Origin of the sequence: Naasia lichenicola (genome assembly GCF_004801885.1) — a bacterium.
Classification (GTDB): Bacteria; Actinomycetota; Actinomycetes; order Actinomycetales; family Microbacteriaceae; genus Naasia; species Naasia lichenicola.
Genome location: NZ_SSSM01000001.1, coordinates 349,716 through 368,557, shown reverse-complemented (window position 1 = coordinate 368,557; position 18,842 = coordinate 349,716). Strand labels below are relative to the sequence as shown.

Below are 18,842 nucleotides of genomic sequence, written 5' to 3'. Positions count from 1 at the left end.
GAGCCCGCCGTCAACATCGACGTGCTGGCGTGGCATGAAACATCCCGATTCTACAGGGCGGGCTCACCGCCGTGCAGGGGACGGGACAAACCCTCAGCCTGATCCCGCCGGTGTCTGCTGCGGTCGACGCTCCGGCGTCCGCACGGACTCGCCCCAGATGGGCCCGCTTACACTGGATCGGTCCCGCGCGGCGTGCGATCGGGCGGGAGATCGAGGGGCGAGCGTGGGTCGGCTGACTCGGAGATTCTGGAACTGGCTGCCCTCATCCATCGACCGCCGCGTGCGCGTCGTGGCATGGCTGTCCCTCGCCTTCCAGGTCGTCCTCATCGGCACCGGCGGAGCCGTGCGTCTCACCGCATCGGGCCTCGGCTGCCCGACCTGGCCGCGCTGCACGGCTGACTCATTCGTCAACACGCCCGAGATGGGGCTGCACGGCATCATCGAGTTCGGCAACCGGATGCTGACCTTCGTCCTGGCGATCATCGTCATCGCCGCCTTCCTGTCCGTGCTGCGCTACCGCCGGGGACGTCGCGATCTCTTCGTGCTCACCCTGCTGCAGGGGCTGAGCATCCCGTTCCAGGCCGTGCTCGGCGGGATCACCGTGCTGACCGGTCTCAACCCCTATGTCGTCGGCGCCCACTTCGCCGTGTCGATCGTGCTCGTCGCGGTCACCACGACCCTCGTCTGGCGGGTCTATCGCGGTCCCCGAGGATCGCTGATGCCTGCCCCGCGGGCATACGCGACGCTCGTCCACGTCACGAGCCTGCTCGTCGCGGTCACCGTCGTGGTCGGCATCCTCACCACCGGATCCGGACCCCACGCCGGCGACAACTCGAATCCGCTCAAGCCCGCTCCACGCAACGGACTCGATCCCGAGCTGCTGCAGCACGTGCACAGCTGGCCCGCCTACGCCACGTTCGCGCTCACTCTCGCCGTCGTCATCGCGGCGTTCGCACTTCGGCTCCCCCGCCGCTGGCCGCTGGCGCTGCTGGCCGTCGAGGTGGTGCAGATCATCGTCGGCATCACGCAGGCACGGCTCGGGCTGCCCGAGGTGCTGGTCGGCATCCACATGATCCTCGCGGGGCTGCTCGTCGCGGCCATCACGGCGACGGTGCTGTCGCTTCGAGCACCCTCAGCGGTGGATGCGGCACCGGCGGAGCGGCGCTACGGGCCGGAATCCGTCTCGCTGTAACCCACGGGAACGGCGCCGAACCGGGCTGGACGGGCCTGGACGAGGCTGGACGGGCCTGACCCGCGCGGATGCCTGCTTCACCGTTCAGGAGATCGAACGCCGATCAGGCGAAAATCGCCTGATCCGTGGTCGAAAACCCAGAATCGCCTGATCCGTGAAGATCGCCTGATCCGTGGAGATGGCCTGGGCCTGCAGCGCACCCATCGCTCCCGTGCGCGAGGGGCCGCGCGACTGGACCGGGCGACGGGTCAGAACGGGAGGAGCGGGTCGATGGCGACCGCGAGGAAGAGCAGGGTGAGGTAGCTGATCGACGCGTGGAAGACGCGCATCGGCTTGCCCTCTCCCCCGCGGATGGCGAGGCCGTAGAGACGGTGCGTCTCGTAGATGAACCAGCCACCCGAGAGCAGCGCCACGACGGAGTACACGACGCCCATAGATGCGACGGGGATGAGCAGCAGCGAGCAGGCGATCGTGGCCCATGCGTAGAGGATCGTCTGCAGTCCCACCTGCTGGCGGGTGCGAACGGCGCCGAGCATCGGCACGTGCACCGCGGCGTAGTCCTCGCGGTACTTCATCGACAGCGGCCAGTAGTGCGGCGGGGTCCAGAGGAACACGACCCCGAACAGCACGAATGGGGCCCAGGTCAGCGATCCGGTGACGGCCGCCCAGCCGATCAGTACGGGGAAGCATCCGGCGATCCCGCCCCAGATGATGTTCTGCGGGGTGCGCCGCTTCAGCCACAGCGTGTAGACGAAGACGTAGAAGAGGATCGCGGCCACCGACAGCCCGGCGGCGAGCGGAGTGGTGAAGAGCAGCAGCCAGACCGTCGAGACCACCGCGAGGACCGTCGCGAAGACGAGCGCCTCGCGCGGAGTCACCTCGCCCGTGACCAGCGGCCGCCGCTTGGTGCGGTGCATGACCGCGTCGATGTCGCGGTCGATGTACATGTTGTACGCGCTGGCGGCGCCGGCGCTCAGCGAGCCGCCGATCATCGTGGCCACGATCAGCCACGGATTCGGGATGCCGCCCGCCGCGAGGATCATCACCGGCGCGGTCTCGACGAGCAGCAGCTCGATCACGCGGGGCTTGGTGAGGGCCACATAGGCCTTCGCCTTGGCCGCCGTGCGTGCGCGGACGCCGATGCGAGCGCCCTCGAGGAGGGGCTGCGCGTCATCCTTCACTGCAGTGCTCACCGTCGTCGATTCTACGTCGAGTAGAAGCCCGACTCGGAACCCCCGAGCCGCCCACAGCGCATCTTCGCGACATTTCAGCAGATGTCTGGATGCCTTCGGGGAATGTCCTGATGCCCCGTTACTTATACTTGAACGGGTCGATCCCGGCCCGCACAACTTCATCTGGAAGGCCAGGCTCAGTGGCAGATCTGCAATGGGAACCCATCGACAGCAAGGCCGTCGACACCACGAGGATCCTCGCGGCGGACGCGGTCGAGAAGGTCGGCAACGGTCACCCGGGCACCGCGATGAGCCTCGCGCCCGCTGCCTACCTCCTGTTCCAGAAGGTCATGCGCCGCGACCCCAGCGACTCCACCTGGATCGGGCGGGACCGCTTCATCCTCTCGGTGGGCCACAGCTCGCTCACCCAGTACGTGCAGTTCTACCTCGGCGGCTACGGCCTCGAGCTCGACGACCTGAAGGCCCTGCGCACGTGGGGCTCCAAGACGCCCGGGCATCCTGAGTACGGCCACACCGACGGCATCGAGATCACCACCGGCCCGCTCGGCCAGGGACTCGCCTCCGCCGTCGGCTTCGCCTACGCGTCCCGCTTCGAGCGCGGTCTCTTCGACCCGGATGCCCCCACCGGCACGAGCCCGTTCGATCACTTCATCTACGTGATCGCCGGCGACGGCGACCTGCAGGAGGGCGTCACCAGCGAGGCCTCCTCGCTCGCCGGCCACCAGCAGCTCGGCAACCTGGTCGTCATCTACGACAGCAACCAGATCTCGATCGAGGACGACACCAACATCGCCTTCACCGAGGACGTGGCCAAGCGCTACGCGGCCTACGACTGGGATGTGCAGACGGTCGACTGGAAGAAGACCGGCGAGTACGTCGAGGACGTCCAGGAGCTGCACGCCGCGATCGAGCGAGCCAAGGGCGTCACGGACAAGCCGTCGCTGATCATCCTCAAGACGATCATCGGCTGGCCGAGCCCCAAGAAGCAGAACTCCGGCAAGATCCACGGCTCCGCTCTCGGCGCCGAGGAGCTGGCCGCCGTCAAGAAGGTCCTCGGCTTCGACCCCGACAAGACCTTCGACGTCGACCCCGAGGTGCTCGAGCACACCCGCGGCGCCATCGAGCGCGGCCAGGCCCAGCATGCCGAATGGCAGAAGTCGCTCGACGAATGGGCGGCCGCGAACCCCGACAGGAAGGTCCTGCTGGACCGTGTCCTGTCGGGTGAACTGCCCGACGGCATCGAGGAGGCCCTCCCGGTCTTCCCCGCCGGAAAGGACGTCTCGACCCGCGCCGCGTCGGGCAAGGTCATCAACGCGATCGCCCCGCTCGTCCCCGAGTTCTGGGGCGGATCGGCGGACCTCGCAGAGTCGAACCTGACCACCATCGAGGGCGGCGGATCGTTCGTCCCCACCGAGTGGTCGACGCACGAGTGGGCGGGCAACCCCTACGGGCGCGTCCTGCACTTCGGCATCCGCGAGCACGCGATGGGCTCGATCCTCAACGGCATCGTGCTGCACGGCAACACCCGCCCGTTCGGCGGCACCTTCCTCATCTTCAGCGACTACATGCGGCCCGCGCTGCGTCTTGCCGCACTGATGAAGGCGCCGACCATCTACGTCTGGACCCACGACTCCGTGGCCCTCGGCGAGGACGGCCCCACGCACCAGCCGATCGAGCAGATCGCCACCCTGCGCGCCATCCCCGACTTCGACGTCGTCCGCCCAGCGGACGCGAACGAGACGGCCTGGGCCTGGAAGACGGTGCTCGAGCGTCGCGAGGGTCCGGCCGGAATCGCGCTGAGCCGGCAGAACCTGCCGGTCTTCGAGCGCGGCGACGGCGAGGCGGAGGGCGACACCTTCGCACACGCGCGCGGCGTCGCGAAGGGTGCGTACATCCTGGCCGAGGCTCCCGGCGGAACCCCCGACGTGATCTTCATCGCCACCGGCTCAGAGGTGCAGATCGGCGTCGACGCTCGAGAGAAGCTCGCCGCCGAGGGCATCAACGCCCGCGTCGTCTCCGCTCCCTCCCTGGAGTGGTTCGCCGAGCAGAGCCCCGAGTACCAGGAGAAGGTCCTGCCGAAGGCCGTCACGGCCCGCGTCTCCATCGAGGCGGGCATCGCCCTCACCTGGCGTCCGCTCATCGGCGATGCAGGCCGCAGCGTCTCCATCGAGCACTTCGGCGCCTCCGCGGACTACAAGACGCTCTACGAGAAGTTCGGGATCACGACCGAGTCGGCCATCGCGGCCGCCAAGGACTCGATCGCGGCTTCGGGCGCCTGAACCGACGAGCACCGGCCGATGAGCACCGGGCCGGCGAGCACTGAGCCGTCGGCCCACCCATCCACGAACTGAATCCGAAAGAGGAGAAATGACGAACACCGCCTCCACCACCACGCCCACCGCGGAGCTCTCCGCCGTCGGCGTGAGCATCTGGCTCGACGACCTGTCGCGCGAGCGCATCAACTCCGGCGGCATCCCCAAGCTGATCGCGGAGAAGAACGTCGTCGGCATCACCACCAACCCGACGATCTTCGCCTCGGCGCTCTCGAAGGGCGAGTCGTACGACGAGCAGGTCCGGGAACTCGCCGCAGCCGGAGCCGACGTCACCACCGCGGTGTTCGAGATCACCACCTCGGACGTGGCACAGGCGTGCGACATCTTCTCGGACGTGTACGAGGCCACGAACGGCTACGACGGCCGCGTCTCGATCGAGGTCGAGCCGGGCCTCGCGAACGACACCGAGGGCACCATCGCCGAGGCGAAGCGCCTGTGGAAGAAGGTCGACAAGCTCAACGCGATGATCAAGATCCCCGCGACCAAGGCGGGCCTGCCGGCGATCACCGAGGTGATCGGATCGGGCATCAGCGTCAACGTGACCCTGATCTTCGGCCTCCCCCGCTACAAGGAGGTCATCGACGCCTACCTGACCGGACTCGAGCAGGCAGCCGCCAAGGGCATCGACCTCTCGACCATCCACTCGGTCGCCTCCTTCTTCGTGTCGCGCGTCGACACCGAGATCGACAAGCGGCTCGACGCCGTCGGCACGCCCGAGGCGCTCGCCCACAAGAGCAAGTCGGGCGTTGCGAACGCGCAGCTCGCCTACGAGCTCTTCCTCGCCGAGATGGCCACCGAGCGCGCGCTCGCGCTGCAGGAGCAGGGTGCCAACCGCCAGCGCCCGCTGTGGGCCTCCACCGGAGTCAAGAGCCCCGACCTGCCCGACACCATGTACGTCGTCGAGCTCGCCACCCACGGCGTCGTCAACACCATGCCCGAGAAGACGCTCGACGCGACCTTCGACCACGGTGTCATCAAGGGCGACGTCGTCGCCGCCAGCTACGCGGGTGCGCACGAGATCATCGATGCCCTCCCCGGCTTCGGGATCGACTACGACGACGTCACCGAGACGCTCGAGGCCGAGGGCGTCGACAAGTTCAACGTCTCATGGGGCGAGCTGCTCGACACGGTGACCGCCGCGCTCGAGGGCGCCAAGAAGTAGCCAGCCCGCACGGTCGGTCTGGGAGGGATGGCAGCGTCCGCCCCTCCCAGATCCGGGCACCATTCAGCTTCAGCATCACCCAGCTTCAGCACCATCGAGCTTCAGCACCATCCGCATCACCATCTTCAGCACCATCCGCAGCACGGAGTCGGCAGTGTCGGCGAGCCTCCACGCGGGCAGTTCCCGGCCCCGAGCGCACAGCCCGAGGCCGCCACAGCAAGGAGTCGCATGCCGGTCGACATCACACCGGACTTCAATCCGCTTCGCGCGCCGACCGACCGGCGACTGAATCGGATCGCCGGTCCCAGCGGGCTGATCATCTTCGGCGTCACCGGAGACCTGTCCCGCAAGAAGCTCATGCCCGCCGTCTACGACCTCGCCAACCGTGGCCTGCTTCCGCCCGGCTTCGCACTCGTCGGCTTCGCCCGCCGCGACTGGGAGGACCAGGACTTCGAGAAGGTCGTCTATGACGCGGTCAAGCAGTACTCCCGCACCCCCTTCGACGATGACGTGTGGCGCCAGCTCGCGCAGGGCATCCGGTTCGTATCCGGCACCTTCGACGACGACGCAGCCTTCGAGGAGCTCGCGAAGACGATCCACGAGCTGGACGCCCACCGCGGAACGATGGGCAACCACGCCTTCTATCTGTCGATCCCGCCGAAGTCGTTCCCCGTCGTCACCGAGCAGCTGCGCCGCAGCGGCCTCGCGGCGCCGAAGGACGACCAGTGGCGCCGCGTGGTCATCGAGAAGCCCTTCGGCAGCGACCTCGCCACCGCCCGCGCGCTGAACGACGTCGTCGAGTCGGTCTTCCCGGCCGACTCCGTCTTCCGGATCGATCACTACCTCGGCAAGGAGACGGTCCAGAACATCCTGGCGCTGCGCTTCGCGAACCAGCTCTACGAGCCCATCTGGAACTCGAACTACGTCGACCACGTGCAGATCACCATGGCCGAGGACATCGGCGTCGGCGGTCGAGCCGGCTACTACGACGGCATCGGCGCAGCCCGCGACGTCATCCAGAACCATCTCCTCCAGCTGCTCGCCCTCACCGCGATGGAGGAGCCCGTCTCCTTCGACGCCAAGGACCTGCGCGCCGAGAAGGAGAAGGTGCTCTCGGCCGTCCGCATCCCCGAGGACCTCGCGAACTTCACCGCCCGCGGTCAGTACTCGGGCGGCTGGCAGGGCGGCGAGAAGGTGCTCGGCTTCCTTGAGGAGGACGGGATGAATCCCGAGTCGCTCACCGAGACCTATGCGGCGATGCGGCTGAGCATCGACACCCGTCGCTGGTCGGGAGTGCCGTTCTACCTCCGCGCCGGCAAGCGGCTCGGCCGTCGCGTCACGGAGATCGCCGTCGTCTTCAAGCGCGCTCCGCAGTACCTGTTCGAGGCGAGCCAGACCGAGACCCTCGGTCAGAACGCGCTCGTCATCCGGGTGCAGCCCGACGAGGGCGTCACCATCCGCTTCGGCTCCAAGGTGCCCGGCGCCGGCATGCAGGTGCGCGACGTGACGATGGACTTCGGCTACGGCCACGCCTTCACCGAGGCGAGCCCAGAGGCGTACGAGCGGCTCATCCTCGACGTGCTGCTCGGCGATCCTCCGCTCTTCCCCCGGCACGAGGAGGTCGAGCTCTCCTGGAAGATCCTCGACCCGATCGAGGAGTTCTGGGCCACCCAGGGCCAGCCCGAGCAGTACCGCCCCGGAACCTGGGGCCCCGAATCGGCTGACGCCATGATGGCCCGCGAGGGCCGAGTCTGGAGGCGCCCGTGATCGTCGACCTGCCCAACACCACGACCGCGAAGGTCTCGAAGGCGCTCGTCAAGATCCGCGAGGAGGGCGGCGCCGTCGCCCTCGGCCGCGTGCTCACCCTCGTCATCGCGACGGAGATCGGGCACGAGGAGGAGGCCATCGAGGCCGCCAACGACGCCTCGCGCGAGCACCCCATGCGGGTCATCGTCGTCTCGCACGGCGACGACGTCGGCGAGGCGGGCGAGCCCCGCGTCGACGCTCAGATCCGGGTCGGCGGCGACGCCGGCGCGAGCGAGGTCATCGTCCTGCAGGCGCACGGCGCCGCGGCGACCGACGAGGAGGGCCTGGTCACCGGTCTGCTCCTGCCGGACGCGCCCGTCGTGGCCTGGTGGCCCGGGGTCGCGCCAGCTGTCGTGTCCGAGTCGCCGATCGGCCGGATGGCGCAGCGCCGGATCACGGACGCGTCGTCGCAGCCCGATCCGCTGTCCTTCCTCCAGCACCTGGAGAAGACCTACGCGCCCGGCGACACCGACTTCGCCTGGACCCGGCTGACCCTCTGGCGCGCGCAGCTCGCCGCCGTGCTCGACCAGCCTCCCTACGATCCCGTGATCGGCGTCGAGGTGCGTGGCTCCGAGGACTCGCCGTCCACGGGCCTGCTCGCCGCCTGGCTCGGCCTCCAGCTCGATGCGCCGGTCAGCCACGAGATCTCCAAGCGCGGCACCGGCTCGAGCGGGATCCACGGCGTCACCATGGTCCGGCGCTCGGGCACCATCGAGTTGGAGCGCCCCGAGGGCAACATCGCCTCCCTGACCCAGCCGGGACAGCCGGTGCACGACGTGTCGCTCCCCCGCCGCAGCCTCCGGGACTGCTTGGCTGAAGAGCTGCGCCGCCTCGATCCCGACGACCTGTACGGCGAGGTCATCAAGCGCGGTCTGGCTAGACTTGCGGCACCCGTGGAGGTGGCGTCCACGTCCGCCCCCGCGAAAGGCCTGCATAAGTGACGAACGATCGCCGCGTGCTGATCCACCCCGACCTCGACTCCCTCACCGGATCGGTCGCCGCACGCTTCCTCACGAAGCTCATCGACATCCTCGATGAGGAGGACGAGGCGCACATCGTGCTCACCGGCGGAACCGTCGGCGCAGCCACGCAGCGCGCCATCCGCGACTCGTCCGCGCGCGACACCGTCGACTGGCAGCGCGTGCACTTCTGGTGGGGCGACGAGCGCTTCCTGCCCGCCGGTCACGCGGACCGCAATGACCGGCAGGCGCGTGAGGCCCTGCTCGACTCGCTGAACCTGCCCGAGGCGAACATCCACGCGTTCCCGACGAGCGACGACGTCCCCGACATCGCCGAGGCCGCCCGCGTCTACGCGCGCGAGCTCGCGGAATGGACGAAGGAGGGTGCGATCGCCCCCAAGTTCGCCATCACGTTCCTCGGCGTCGGCCCCGACGGGCACGTCGCCTCGCTCTTCCCCGGACGCGAGCGCTACCGCTCCGATCCGAACACGGTCATCGCGGTGCACGATGCTCCGAAGCCTCCACCCGAGCGCCTGAGCCTCACGATGTCGGTGATCAACAGCTCCGACCGGGTCTGGATGGTCCTCGCCGGTTCGGACAAGGCGTCCGCCCTCGGCCTCGCCCTCGCCGGCGCCTCCATCAACGAGGTGCCCGTCGCAGGTGTGCAGGGCCGCAAGCGGACGGTGTTCTTCGTCGACGGCGCGGCTGCTCGCGACGTGCCGGAGGCCCTCATCGCCTCGACGTATTAGGCCGCAAGAGGAGCCCGAAGGGCTCCGATCGGCCAATGGTGAGAGACGCGGCACTGGGCCCCCAGCGCACGCTTGCGCTGGGGATTGCCGCAGCATCACGAACCATCGCAGGAAGCTCGCGCAAACGAAGAAGACCCCGTCTGGTTCAGACGGGGTCTTCTTCGTGCGCTCGGTGGCTATTCCGCTGCTGCGGGGACCTTGCCGCGTCGGATGCGCAGCTGCTGCAGCGCGTCGTCGAGGAGCTGCGCCGCCTCTTCCTCGGTGCGCCGCTCCTTCACATAGGCGAGGTGCGTCTTGTACGGCTCGGTCTTGCTGACGGCCGGCGGGTTCGCCTTGTCGCGTCCGGCGGGAAGGCCGCTCGACGGAGAGTCGATCGTCTCGGGGATCTCGTCCGTGGGGAGGTTGGCCGCGAAGAATCGCACCGTCTCATTGCCCAAGGCGTCCCAGTAGGAGACCGCGATGCGATCTGCGTGGAAGCCGTGGTCCTGCTCACCCATGGGGCCCGCGCCTACGCGCGAGCCACGGATTGCACTGCCGCCAGAAGCCATATCTGTCCGTTCGTTTCGGGAGGTACTCGGGAAGAGAGCTGAAGGGAGTCGCGGAGCGTCAGGCGCTGACGTCGAAGCGCGTGATCAGACCGAGCACCACGATGCAGGACACCCAGACGAGGCCGAGGATCACCGTGATGCGGTTGAGGTTGCGCTCTGCGACACCCGAGGCACCGAGGTTGGAGGTGACGCCGCCGCCGAACATGTCGGACAGGCCGCCGCCGCGTCCGCGGTGCAGCAGGATCAGCATGGTCAGCAGAAGGCTCGTGATGCCGAGCAGCACCTGGAGCACGACCTGGAGGATTGCCACGCGGAGCCTTTCTTGTCATGGAGGCGGACGGCTGGGCCGGACGCCGCAGCGCCGGGCGTCGGGGCCACGGCACAGAAGGGCCCGGCGAGCCGGGCCAGAGTCGAGTATAAGCCAGACCTGCACGCGTGCAGGTCAGGGGCGCACCCGACGTATCGCCGCTGACCTGCCCAGTTCTGCCGCTCGGAATACGATTCAGGCGGCAGAACTGGGCGGCTCAGCAGATGAGGTCTAGAGGCCGACGTGCTTGCGGAACTGGGCGATGCTCGAGAACTCCTTGAGATCGAGGCTCGCGCCGCCCACCAGGGCACCGTCGACATCGGTCTCGCGGAGGAACCCGGCGATGTTGTTCGCCTTCACCGAGCCGCCGTAGAGGATGCGGGTGGCCTCCGCCGCTTCGGCGGAGAGCACCTCACCGAGCAGCGCACGCAGCGCTCCCGCCACCTGCTGGGCCTGCTCGGGAGTCGCGGCCTGGCCGGAGCCGATCGCCCACACGGGCTCGTAGGCCACCACGATGTTCGCGTCAGGGGCTGCGCCGTTCAGCGCCGCCTTCAGCTGCGACACCGGCACGGCGCTCGGACCGTACTTCTCGAGGTCCTCGGCGGTCTCGCCGACGCAGATGACGGGAACGAGTCCGTGCTTGAGCGCAGCCGCCACCTTGGCGGCGACGATCTCGTCGCTCTCGCCGTGATACTGGCGACGCTCCGAGTGGCCGATGATCACGTACTCGGCCTCGAGTGCTGCGAGGAACGCCCCCGAGATCTCGCCGGTGTAGGCGCCCGACTCGTGCTGCGAGACATCCTGGCCGCCGAACTTCAGCTCGAGCTTGTCGGCCGAGATCAGCGTCTGCACGCTCCGCAGATCGGTGAAGGGCGGGAAGACCGCCACCTCGACGTCGCGGAAGTCGTGGTTCGCATCCTTCAGCGTCCACGCCAGCTTCTGCACGAATGCGATCGCCTGCAGGTGGTCGAGGTTCATCTTCCAGTTGCCGGCGATGAACGGGACGCGCCCCTTGGGCGCCGCGCTCTCTCTGCTCACGGTGCGTGCCATCCGAGGACCTCCAGTCCGGGCAGTTGCTTTCCTTCGAGGAACTCGAGGCTGGCGCCGCCACCCGTCGAGATGTGCCCGAACTGGTCGTCGCTGAAGCCGAGCGCCCGCACGGCGGCGGCGGAGTCGCCTCCGCCCACCACGGACAGCCCATCGACCTTCGTCAGCGCCTCGGCGACGGTCTTGGTGCCGCCGGAGAAGGCCTCGAACTCGAACACGCCCATCGGCCCGTTCCAGAAGACGGTCTTCGAGCCTGCGATCACCTTCGCGAAAGCGGCGGCGGTGTCCGGCCCGATGTCGAGCCCGATGCCGTCGGCGCCGAAGGCGGAGCCCTCGATGTCGTCGACGGCGCGGACCTCATGCTCGGCGTCGGCGGAGAACCCGCTGGCGACGACGACATCCGTGGGGATGACGAGGTCGACTCCGAGCTCCTTGGCGCGCGCCACGTATTCGGTGACGGTATCGAGCTGGTCCTTCTCGAGCAGGCTCTTGCCGACCGGATAACCCTGTGCGGCGAGGAAGGTGAACAGCATGCCCCCGCCGACGAGGATGGACTGCACCCGCGGCAGCAGGTGGTCGATGACGCCGAGCTTGTCGCTGACCTTCGAGCCGCCGAGGACGACCGCGTACGGCTTCTCGGGATTCTCGGTCAGTCGGTCCAGCACCTCGAGCTCGGTCGCGATGAGGGTGCCGGCTGCGCTCGGAAGCGCCTCGGCGAGCTCGTACACGCTGGCCTGCTTGCGATGCACGACACCGAAGCCGTCGGAGACGAAGGCATCGCCGAACGCCGCGAGCTCGGCGGCGAACGCAGCCCTCTCCCCCGCGTCCTTGCTGGTCTCCCGCGGATCGAACCGCAGGTTCTCCAGCAGGGTCACCTTGCCCGAGGGCGCTGCCGCGTCGGCGGGTGGCCCTTCGGCGAAGTCGACCGGCAGGCCGAGCAGCTCGGAGAGCCGCTGGGCCACCGGGGCGAGGCTGTACTTCGGGTTCGGCTCCCCGTCGGGCCGACCGAGATGAGAGATGACCGTGACGGTCGCCCCCGCCTCGAGCAGCGCGTTGAGGGTCGGCAACGAGGCCTTGATGCGGCCGTCGTCGGTGATCTGCCCGTCCTCCAGGGGGACGTTCAGATCGCACCGGACGACTACCCGCTTGCCTTCGAGCGATCCGAGGGAGTCGAGTGTGCGCAGCGCCATGCTTCTTGTACCGTCGCGGTGCCGCCTAGAGGCGGGCGCCGACGAATTCGGTGAGGTCGACGAGGCGGTTCGAGTAGCCCCACTCGTTGTCGTACCAGGCCGACAGCTTGACCTCGTTGCCGAGCACGCGCGTCAGGCCCGAGTCGAAGATGGCCGAGTGCGGGTCGGAGACGATGTCGCTGGAGACGATCTCGTCCTCGGTGTAGAGCAGGATGCCCTTGAGGTAGCCCTCGGCAGCCTCCTTGTAGGCGGCGTTCACCTCGTCCACGCTCACGGCCGAGTTGGTGACGACGGTGAGGTCGGTCAGCGAACCCGTGGGGACGGGCACGCGGAGCGCGAAGCCGTCGAGCTTGCCCTTCAGCTCGGGCAGGACGAGGCCGATGGCCTTGGCGGCACCCGTGCTGGTGGGGACGATGTTGACGGCGGCGGCGCGGGCGCGACGCAGGTCGCTGTGCGGGCCGTCCTGCAGGTTCTGGTCGGCGGTGTAGGCGTGCACCGTCGTCATGAGGCCGCGCTCGATGCCGAACTTGTCGTTGAACACCTTCGCGAGCGGCGCGAGGCAGTTCGTGGTGCAGGAGGCGTTCGAGATGATGTGGTCCGTGGAGGGGTCGTAGTCCTCGTTGTTGATGCCCATGACGAACGTCGCGGCCTCGCCCGAGGCGGGAGCCGAGATGATGACCTTCTTGGCGCCGGCGTCGAGGTGCTTCTGGGCGTCCTCCGCCTTCGTGAAGCGTCCGGTCGACTCGATGACGATGTCGACTCCGAGGTCGCCCCAGCCCAGGTTGGCGGGGTCGCGCTCCGCGAGCACCTTGATGGCCTTGCCGTTGACGACGATCGAGTCGCCCTCGAGCGAGACGTCGGCGTCGAGGCGGCCGGTGATGGAGTCGTACTTGAGGAGGTGGGCGAGCGCCTTGTTGTCGGTCAGGTCGTTGACCGCGACGATCTCGAGGTCACTGCCCTTCGCGAGTGCTGCTCGGAAGTAGTTGCGACCGATGCGGCCGAATCCATTGATGCCGACACGAACTGCCAACGAAATGCTCCTGACAACGGGGCGCCGATGCGGCGCCTGCGGGTGGGATGGGGGCGGGCCGATTCGGCCGCGAGGGGTGGTTCCGCACCTCGATGAGGAGGCGCGGGCCCGGATCGACGCGACGCAGGCGGGCTCCGCCGTGTCGATCCGAGCCTAGCGCTACGAGCGGATGGCGCCGGGTGGCTGCCATCCGCACGCGGTGATGCTGCGGTGCTGGGCCGGTGCTGGACCCTGCTGGAGCTCGGCGCCTAGGAGAGGACGACGAGACCGGAGGTCTTGGTCTGGGCGGCGGTGAAGCGCGCCTGGACGTTCTCCCAGCTGACGATGTTCCAGAACGCCTTCACGTAGTCCGCACGGACGTTCTTGTAGTCGAGGTAGTAGGCGTGCTCCCAGACGTCGAGCATGAGGAGCGGGACCGTGGTGGCCGCGATGTTGCCCTGCTGGTCGAAGAGCTGCTCGATGATGAGGTTCTGGCCGATGGAGTCCCAGGCCAGGATCGCCCAGCCGGAGCCCTGCACGCCGAGCGCGACGGCGGTGAAGTGGGCGACGAAGGCGTCGAAGGAGCCGAAGGCGTCGTCGATGGCGGAAGCGAGCTCGCCCGTGGGCTTGTCGCCGCCGTCCGGAGACAGGTTCGTCCAGAAGATCGAGTGGTTGACGTGACCGCCGAGGTTGAAGGCCAGGTCCTTGCTGAGCTTGTTGACGTTGGCCAGGTTGCCGGCGGCACGCGCTTCGGCCAGCTGGGACAGAGCGGTGTTCGCTCCCGTCACGTAGGTCTGATGGTGCTTGCTGTGGTGCAGCTCCATGATGGTGGCGCTGATGTGCGGGGCGAGCGCTCCGTAGTCGTATCCCAGGGCGGGAAGGGTGTATTCGGCCATTCAGGTTCTCCTCTTCTTCGGCCCGAGAGGCCGCGAAGAACGCGGCTCTTCCGGTGCTTTCAGTCTATGACTTGGGCAAACGCCGAAAGATTCCCGAAAGCTTGTGGAGTGGCCGTTCGGAGCAAACGCTCGGGTTGATCCGGGTCGAGGACCCGGCCTTGCCGCCGCCGGGCCCGTTCGGCCGGCTACTCCTCGAGGTCGGGCGGGAGGTTCGCCTCTGTGCCCGGGATGTTCAGCTCGATGGCGCGCTTGTCGGCCATGGCCAGCAGACGGCGGATCCGACCGGCGACCGCGTCCTTGGTCATCGGCGGGTCGGCGTAGTGGCCGAGCTCGTCGAGGCTGGCCTCGCGGTGCGCCAAGCGGAGCTCGCCCGCGTAGCGCAGGTGGTCGGGGATCGTGTCGCTGAGGATCTCGAGCGCTCGCTCGACGCGGGCGCAGGCCGCCACAGCCGCCTGGGCGGATCGGCGGAGGTTCGCGTCGTCGAAGTTGACCAGACGGTTGGCTGTCGCGCGCACCTCGCGGCGCTGGCGCAGCTCCTCCCAGTTCTGCCGGTTGGAGGTGGCTCCCATGTGCTGGAGCATCTCGCCGATGGCCTCGCCGTCGCGGATGACGACGCGGTGGACGCCGCGGACCTCACGGGCCTTCGCGGAGATCCGCAGCCGACCGGCTGCGCCCACCAGGGCCATTGCGGCCTCGTTGCCGGGGCAGGTCACCTCCATGGCGGCAGAGCGCCCGGGATCGGTCAGCGAGCCTCGGGCGAGGAAGGCTCCGCGCCAGATCGCCTCGAGGTCCTCGAGCGATCCGGTGGTCAGCCGGTTGGGCAGTCCACGGATGGGACGGCGGCGCGCATCCAGCAGGCCCGTCTGGCGGGCGAGCGTCTCGCCGCCATCGATGACCCGGACGACGTAGGAGTCGCTGCGACGGACACCGGCCGCCGAGATGACGCGGACGTCGCCGCGGACGCCGTAGAGCTCGGCGAGGTCCTTGCGGACTCGCCTCGCCAGCTGTGGCGAGTCCAGCTCGGATTCGACAGCGATCCGCCCCGAGATCAGATGCAATCCCCCAGCGAACCGCAGGATGGTCGCGAGCTCCGCCGCGCGAACCGTCGTCTTCCCGACGTCGATGCGTGACAGTTCCTCTTTGACGGTTGCGGTCAGTGCCAAGTACCCAGTCCTTCATGCGCGAAAAATCGTCCGACACCACCGGATCCGTTCGGGTCCCCACCGGTGTGTCGCTCGTCCGTCCATACTGTCACCGTCGGCGAGTCGCGGCTGAGGACAGAGGGATCCTCATCTGCCCCGAGAGGAGTCGGTACCCCCCGTTTCGCCACGCCAGAGCACGGTTCGAGGGCTGCGGCGTGCCGACGAATTGGGGCGCCAACGGGGGCGTGTCACCCTTTCGGGGGGCGCCGGAGCGTGCCAGTCGGGTTCGAGCTACTCGCGGCCGAGATCGCGATGCTTGACGCTGACGCTCACGCCGGGCTGCTCGCGGAGCTGTCGCGCGAGCTCTTCGACCATCGCCACGGACCTGTGCCTGCCGCCGGTGCAGCCGATCGCTATCGTCGCGTGACGCTTGTTCTCGCGCCGGTAGCCGGCGAGGACCGGCTCGAGCGCGCCGGCATAGGCGTCGATGAACGGGCGGGCGCCCTCCTGCGCCAGCACGTAGCCGCTGACGTCGCTGTCGAGCCCCGTCCCGGGCCGGAGCTCGGGCACCCAGTACGGATTGGGCAGGAATCGCGCGTCGGCGACGATGTCGGCGTCGGTCGGCAGGCCGTACTTGTAGCCGAAGCTCGTGAGAGTGACCCGGACGCCGGGGGTGTCCGCCTCGCTGAACAGGTCGGTGATCTGGTTGGTCAGCTGGTGGATGTTCAGCTCGCTCGTGTCGATCACGAAGTCCGCCTGCTCGCGGATCTCGGCGGTGCGTGTGCGCTCCGCCGTGATGCCGTCGAGGATCCCGCCGCCGCCCTGCAGCGGGTGGGGCCGGCGCACCTGCTCGAAGCGACGGACCAGTGCGGCGTCGGTGGCATCGAGGAAGAGCACCTTGATCTGTGTGCCGGCCTTGAGCTTGTGCACCGACTCGCGCAGTTCGGAGAACAGCGCGCCGCCGCGCACATCGACGACGACCGCGATCCGGGGCAGGGCCTCCCCCGCGTGCTCGGCGACATCGATCAGCGGCACGAGCATCTGGGGCGGCAGGTTGTCGACGACGTACCAGCCCAGATCTTCGAGTGCGTTGCCGACTGTGCTGCGGCCGGCTCCGGACATCCCCGTGACCACGAGCACCGCCTGAGGAGGACGGGCCGTGCCCTCGCGGGGCGCGCTGTCCGCGGGCGCGGAGGTGTCACCGGTCATCAGCTGCCGCTTCCGATTGCCATCGATTCAAGACTAGAGCGCCGAACGAGTCAGGCTCCCGTCTCGGAGTGGAACGTCGCGTGTCCGATCGGCACGGCCCGTCTCACGCCTGAAGACGCTCGTGGATCGTCTCGGCGATCCGCGGGCCGATGCCCTTGACCTCCTGGATCTCCTGCACGCTCGCCTCCTTGAGCTTCGCGACGGAGCCGAAGTGCTTGAGCAGGTCCTTGACCCGGGCCGCGCCGAGGCCGGGGATCTCGGTGAGCACCGAGGTGATGTCGCGCTTGCGCCGAGCGCGCTGGTGCGTGATGGCGAAGCGGTGCGCCTCGTCCCGGATGCGCTGGACGAGGAAGAGGGCGTCGCTGTTGCGAGGAAGGATGACCGGGTAGTCGCTGTCGGGCTGCCAGACCTCTTCGAGGCGCTTGGCGATGCCGACGAGGGCGATGCCCTGGACGCCCGAGTCGGCGAGAGCTCGAGCGGCGGCCGCCACCTGCGGCTGGCCGCCGTCGACGATCAGCAGGTTGGGCCGGTAGGAGAACCGCCCGGGCTTCTTCGGCGCCGACGGCTCGAGCTCCTCCTCGGATTCGGACTCCTCTGATTCGGATTCCTGGCCGTCGTCTTCGGGTTCGTCATCATCGTTTCGAGCTGCCGAGCTCGGGAGCTCACCGGAGATGACGAGCTCGGCCGACTTGGGGACCTCCCCCGTATCGAGGTAGGACAGTCGGCGGGAGAGCACCTGGTACAGCGACTCGGTGTCATCCGTCGAGTCGGCCACGTTGAAGCGCCGGTACTGGTCCTTCCGTGGCAGTCCGTCCTCGAACACCACCATCGAGGCGACGATATTGGTGCCCGACAGGTGCGAGACGTCGTAGCACTCCATCCGCAGCGGGGCGTCGTCGAGGTCGAGCGCCTCCTGCAGATCGGTGAGGGCGCGCGATCGGGCGACGTAGTCGGCGCTTCGCCGCATCTTGTACAGGCCAAGAGCCTGCTTGGCGTTGAGAGTGGCGGTCTGCAGCAGCGCCGCTTTCTCGCCCCGCTGGGCGGCGCGCAGCTTCACGCTCCCCCGGTCCTTGAGCATCGTCAGCAGCTGCTCGAGGGCCTCCGCGTCGTCGGGGAGCTCGGGCACGATGATCTCCCGCGGCGGCGGCTCGGACGCGTCGTAGGCGCTCTGCAGCACCGAGTCGACGAGCTCGGCCATCCCGATGTCGAGCTCCTTGTCGACCACCCAGGAGCGCACGCCGCGCACTCTGCCGCCGCGCACCCGGAACTGCTGCACGGCGGCTGCGAGCTCGTCGTGCTCGATCCCGAACACGTCGGCCTCGACGCTCTCGGAGAGCACGACCGCGCTCGACTCGAGCACGTTCTGCAGGGCGCCGATCCGATCGCGCAGCACGGCGGCCCGCTCGTAGTCGAAGTCGGCGGCCGCCTGCTTCATGCCGCGGGTGAGGTCGGCGATCATCCTCGGATCGGGGCTCGCCATGAACGCCACGAACTCGTCGATGATCGCGCGGTGCTCGGCGATCGTGACCTTCTGCGAGCACGGACCGCCGCAGCGTCCGATCTGTCCGGGGAAGCACGGCCGCCCGGTCTCCATCGCCCGCTTGTAGGACGAGTCGGAGCAGGTGCGCACCGGGAACGCCTTGACCATCTGCTCGATGGTCTCGCGCACCGCCCACACCTTGGGATACGGACCGAAGTAGCGCGCGCCGGGGATCTTGCGGTTGCGGGTGACCGTGATCCGCGGAGCCTCGTCGCCCAGCGTCACGGCGAGGTAGGGATAGCTCTTGTCGTCGCGGAACTTGACGTTGAACGGCGGAGCGAACTCCTTGATCCAGGTGTACTCGAGCTGCAGCGCCTCGAAGTCGCTGCCGACGACCGTCCACTGCACCCCTGCCGCGGTCGTCACCATGCGCCGGGTGCGCTCGTGCAGGGTGTGCAGCGGAGCGAAGTAGTTGCTCAGCCGCTGTCTGAGGTTCTTCGCCTTGCCGACGTACAGCACCCGCCCAGAAGCATCTGAGAACCGGTAGACGCCGGGCTCGGTCGGGATCTCCCCCGCCTTCGGCTTGTAGGCGAGGGTCGGACGTGTGGAGGTGGGCATGG

16 protein-coding genes are annotated in these 18,842 nt (G+C 68.5%); 6 read left to right on the top strand and 10 right to left on the bottom strand.

Annotated features, from left to right (window positions below; all coding sequences use genetic code 11):
- The first annotated feature begins 223 nt into the window (after positions 1–223).
- Positions 224–1,192, top strand: coding sequence for a COX15/CtaA family protein (locus E6C64_RS01735; protein WP_233255403.1), 969 nt, complete (start codon positions 224–226; stop codon positions 1,190–1,192).
- Between the two features lie 248 nt (positions 1,193–1,440).
- On the opposite strand, the gene E6C64_RS01730 is transcribed toward E6C64_RS01735, so the two are convergent.
- Positions 1,441–2,334 (bottom strand): heme o synthase, encoded by an 894-nt coding sequence (locus tag E6C64_RS01730; RefSeq protein ID WP_233255448.1) that lies wholly within the window; start codon positions 2,332–2,334, stop codon positions 1,441–1,443.
- A 230-nt stretch (positions 2,335–2,564) separates the two neighbouring features.
- On the opposite strand from E6C64_RS01730, the gene tkt reads away from it, so the two are divergent.
- The 5 genes from tkt (at position 2,565) to pgl (ending at position 9,394) form a co-directional block, all read left to right on the top strand.
- Positions 2,565–4,664: a transketolase gene (tkt, locus tag E6C64_RS01725; RefSeq protein ID WP_136425887.1), complete on the top strand. Its 2,100-nt coding sequence runs from the start codon at positions 2,565–2,567 to the stop codon at positions 4,662–4,664.
- A gap of 88 nt (positions 4,665–4,752) precedes the next feature.
- Complete coding sequence (gene tal / locus E6C64_RS01720) at positions 4,753–5,880, top strand: transaldolase (protein ID WP_136425886.1); 1,128 nt, start codon at positions 4,753–4,755, stop codon at positions 5,878–5,880.
- Positions 5,881–6,108: 228 nt separating this feature from the next.
- Entirely contained in the window at positions 6,109–7,647 is a 1,539-nt protein-coding gene (zwf, locus tag E6C64_RS01715; protein ID WP_136425885.1) for a glucose-6-phosphate dehydrogenase, read from the top strand.
- Complete coding sequence (locus E6C64_RS01710; protein WP_136425884.1) at positions 7,644–8,627, top strand: glucose-6-phosphate dehydrogenase assembly protein OpcA; 984 nt, start codon at positions 7,644–7,646, stop codon at positions 8,625–8,627. Before zwf ends, E6C64_RS01710 begins: the two co-directional genes overlap by 4 nt.
- The gene (gene pgl / locus E6C64_RS01705) at positions 8,624–9,394 is read left to right on the top strand and encodes a 6-phosphogluconolactonase (protein WP_136425883.1); all 771 of its coding nucleotides are present in this window, start codon (positions 8,624–8,626) and stop codon (positions 9,392–9,394) included. The genes E6C64_RS01710 and pgl overlap by 4 nt, the downstream gene beginning before the upstream one ends.
- A gap of 176 nt (positions 9,395–9,570) precedes the next feature.
- Here pgl and E6C64_RS01700 read toward each other — a convergent pair whose 3' ends face one another.
- From E6C64_RS01700 to uvrC, 9 genes are all read right to left on the bottom strand, one after another.
- Positions 9,571–9,942, bottom strand: coding sequence for an RNA polymerase-binding protein RbpA (locus E6C64_RS01700; RefSeq protein WP_136425882.1), 372 nt, complete (start codon positions 9,940–9,942; stop codon positions 9,571–9,573).
- 58 nt (positions 9,943–10,000) lie between these two features.
- Positions 10,001–10,252 carry a preprotein translocase subunit SecG gene (gene secG, locus E6C64_RS01695; RefSeq protein WP_136425881.1) on the bottom strand — a complete coding sequence of 84 codons (252 nt, stop codon included), beginning with the start codon at positions 10,250–10,252 and terminating at the stop codon, positions 10,001–10,003.
- Between the two features lie 228 nt (positions 10,253–10,480).
- A complete protein-coding gene (gene tpiA / locus E6C64_RS01690) occupies positions 10,481–11,299 on the bottom strand; it encodes a triose-phosphate isomerase (protein WP_136425880.1) in 819 nt (272 codons plus the stop codon).
- Positions 11,284–12,486, bottom strand: coding sequence for a phosphoglycerate kinase (locus E6C64_RS01685; protein ID WP_136425879.1), 1,203 nt, complete (start codon positions 12,484–12,486; stop codon positions 11,284–11,286). Before E6C64_RS01685 ends, tpiA begins: the two co-directional genes overlap by 16 nt.
- Before the next feature lie 25 nt (positions 12,487–12,511).
- Positions 12,512–13,516, bottom strand: a complete 1,005-nt coding sequence (gene gap / locus E6C64_RS01680; protein WP_136425878.1) for a type I glyceraldehyde-3-phosphate dehydrogenase — start codon at positions 13,514–13,516, stop codon at positions 12,512–12,514.
- A gap of 248 nt (positions 13,517–13,764) precedes the next feature.
- Positions 13,765–14,391 carry a superoxide dismutase gene (locus tag E6C64_RS01675; protein WP_136425877.1) on the bottom strand — a complete coding sequence of 209 codons (627 nt, stop codon included), beginning with the start codon at positions 14,389–14,391 and terminating at the stop codon, positions 13,765–13,767.
- 185 nt (positions 14,392–14,576) lie between these two features.
- The gene (gene whiA, locus E6C64_RS01670; protein WP_136425876.1) at positions 14,577–15,554 is read right to left on the bottom strand and encodes a DNA-binding protein WhiA; all 978 of its coding nucleotides are present in this window, start codon (positions 15,552–15,554) and stop codon (positions 14,577–14,579) included.
- A gap of 270 nt (positions 15,555–15,824) precedes the next feature.
- On the bottom strand, positions 15,825–16,742 hold the full coding sequence (gene rapZ, locus E6C64_RS01665; protein ID WP_136425875.1) for an RNase adapter RapZ: 918 nt from the start codon (positions 16,740–16,742) through the stop codon (positions 15,825–15,827).
- Positions 16,743–16,845: 103 nt separating this feature from the next.
- Positions 16,846–18,840 (bottom strand): excinuclease ABC subunit UvrC, encoded by a 1,995-nt coding sequence (gene uvrC, locus E6C64_RS01660; RefSeq protein ID WP_136425874.1) that lies wholly within the window; start codon positions 18,838–18,840, stop codon positions 16,846–16,848.
- Between the last annotated feature and the right edge of the window lie 2 nt (positions 18,841–18,842).

Excerpts from the sequence above, each read along its gene's own strand:
- E6C64_RS01700 (WP_136425882.1), bottom strand. The coding sequence starts at position 9,942 with ATGGCTTCTGGCGGCAGTGCAATCCGTGGCTCGCGCGTAGGCGCGGGC.
- tpiA (WP_136425880.1), bottom strand. The coding sequence starts at position 11,299 with ATGGCACGCACCGTGAGCAGAGAGAGCGCGGCGCCCAAGGGGCGCGTC.
- E6C64_RS01675 (WP_136425877.1), bottom strand. The coding sequence starts at position 14,391 with ATGGCCGAATACACCCTTCCCGCCCTGGGATACGACTACGGAGCGCTC.
- tal (WP_136425886.1), top strand. The coding sequence starts at position 4,753 with ATGACGAACACCGCCTCCACCACCACGCCCACCGCGGAGCTCTCCGCC.
- rapZ (WP_136425875.1), bottom strand. The coding sequence starts at position 16,742 with ATGACCGGTGACACCTCCGCGCCCGCGGACAGCGCGCCCCGCGAGGGC.
- zwf (WP_136425885.1), top strand. The coding sequence starts at position 6,109 with ATGCCGGTCGACATCACACCGGACTTCAATCCGCTTCGCGCGCCGACC.
- E6C64_RS01685 (WP_136425879.1), bottom strand. The coding sequence starts at position 12,486 with ATGGCGCTGCGCACACTCGACTCCCTCGGATCGCTCGAAGGCAAGCGG.
- uvrC (WP_136425874.1), bottom strand. The coding sequence starts at position 18,840 with ATGCCCACCTCCACACGTCCGACCCTCGCCTACAAGCCGAAGGCGGGG.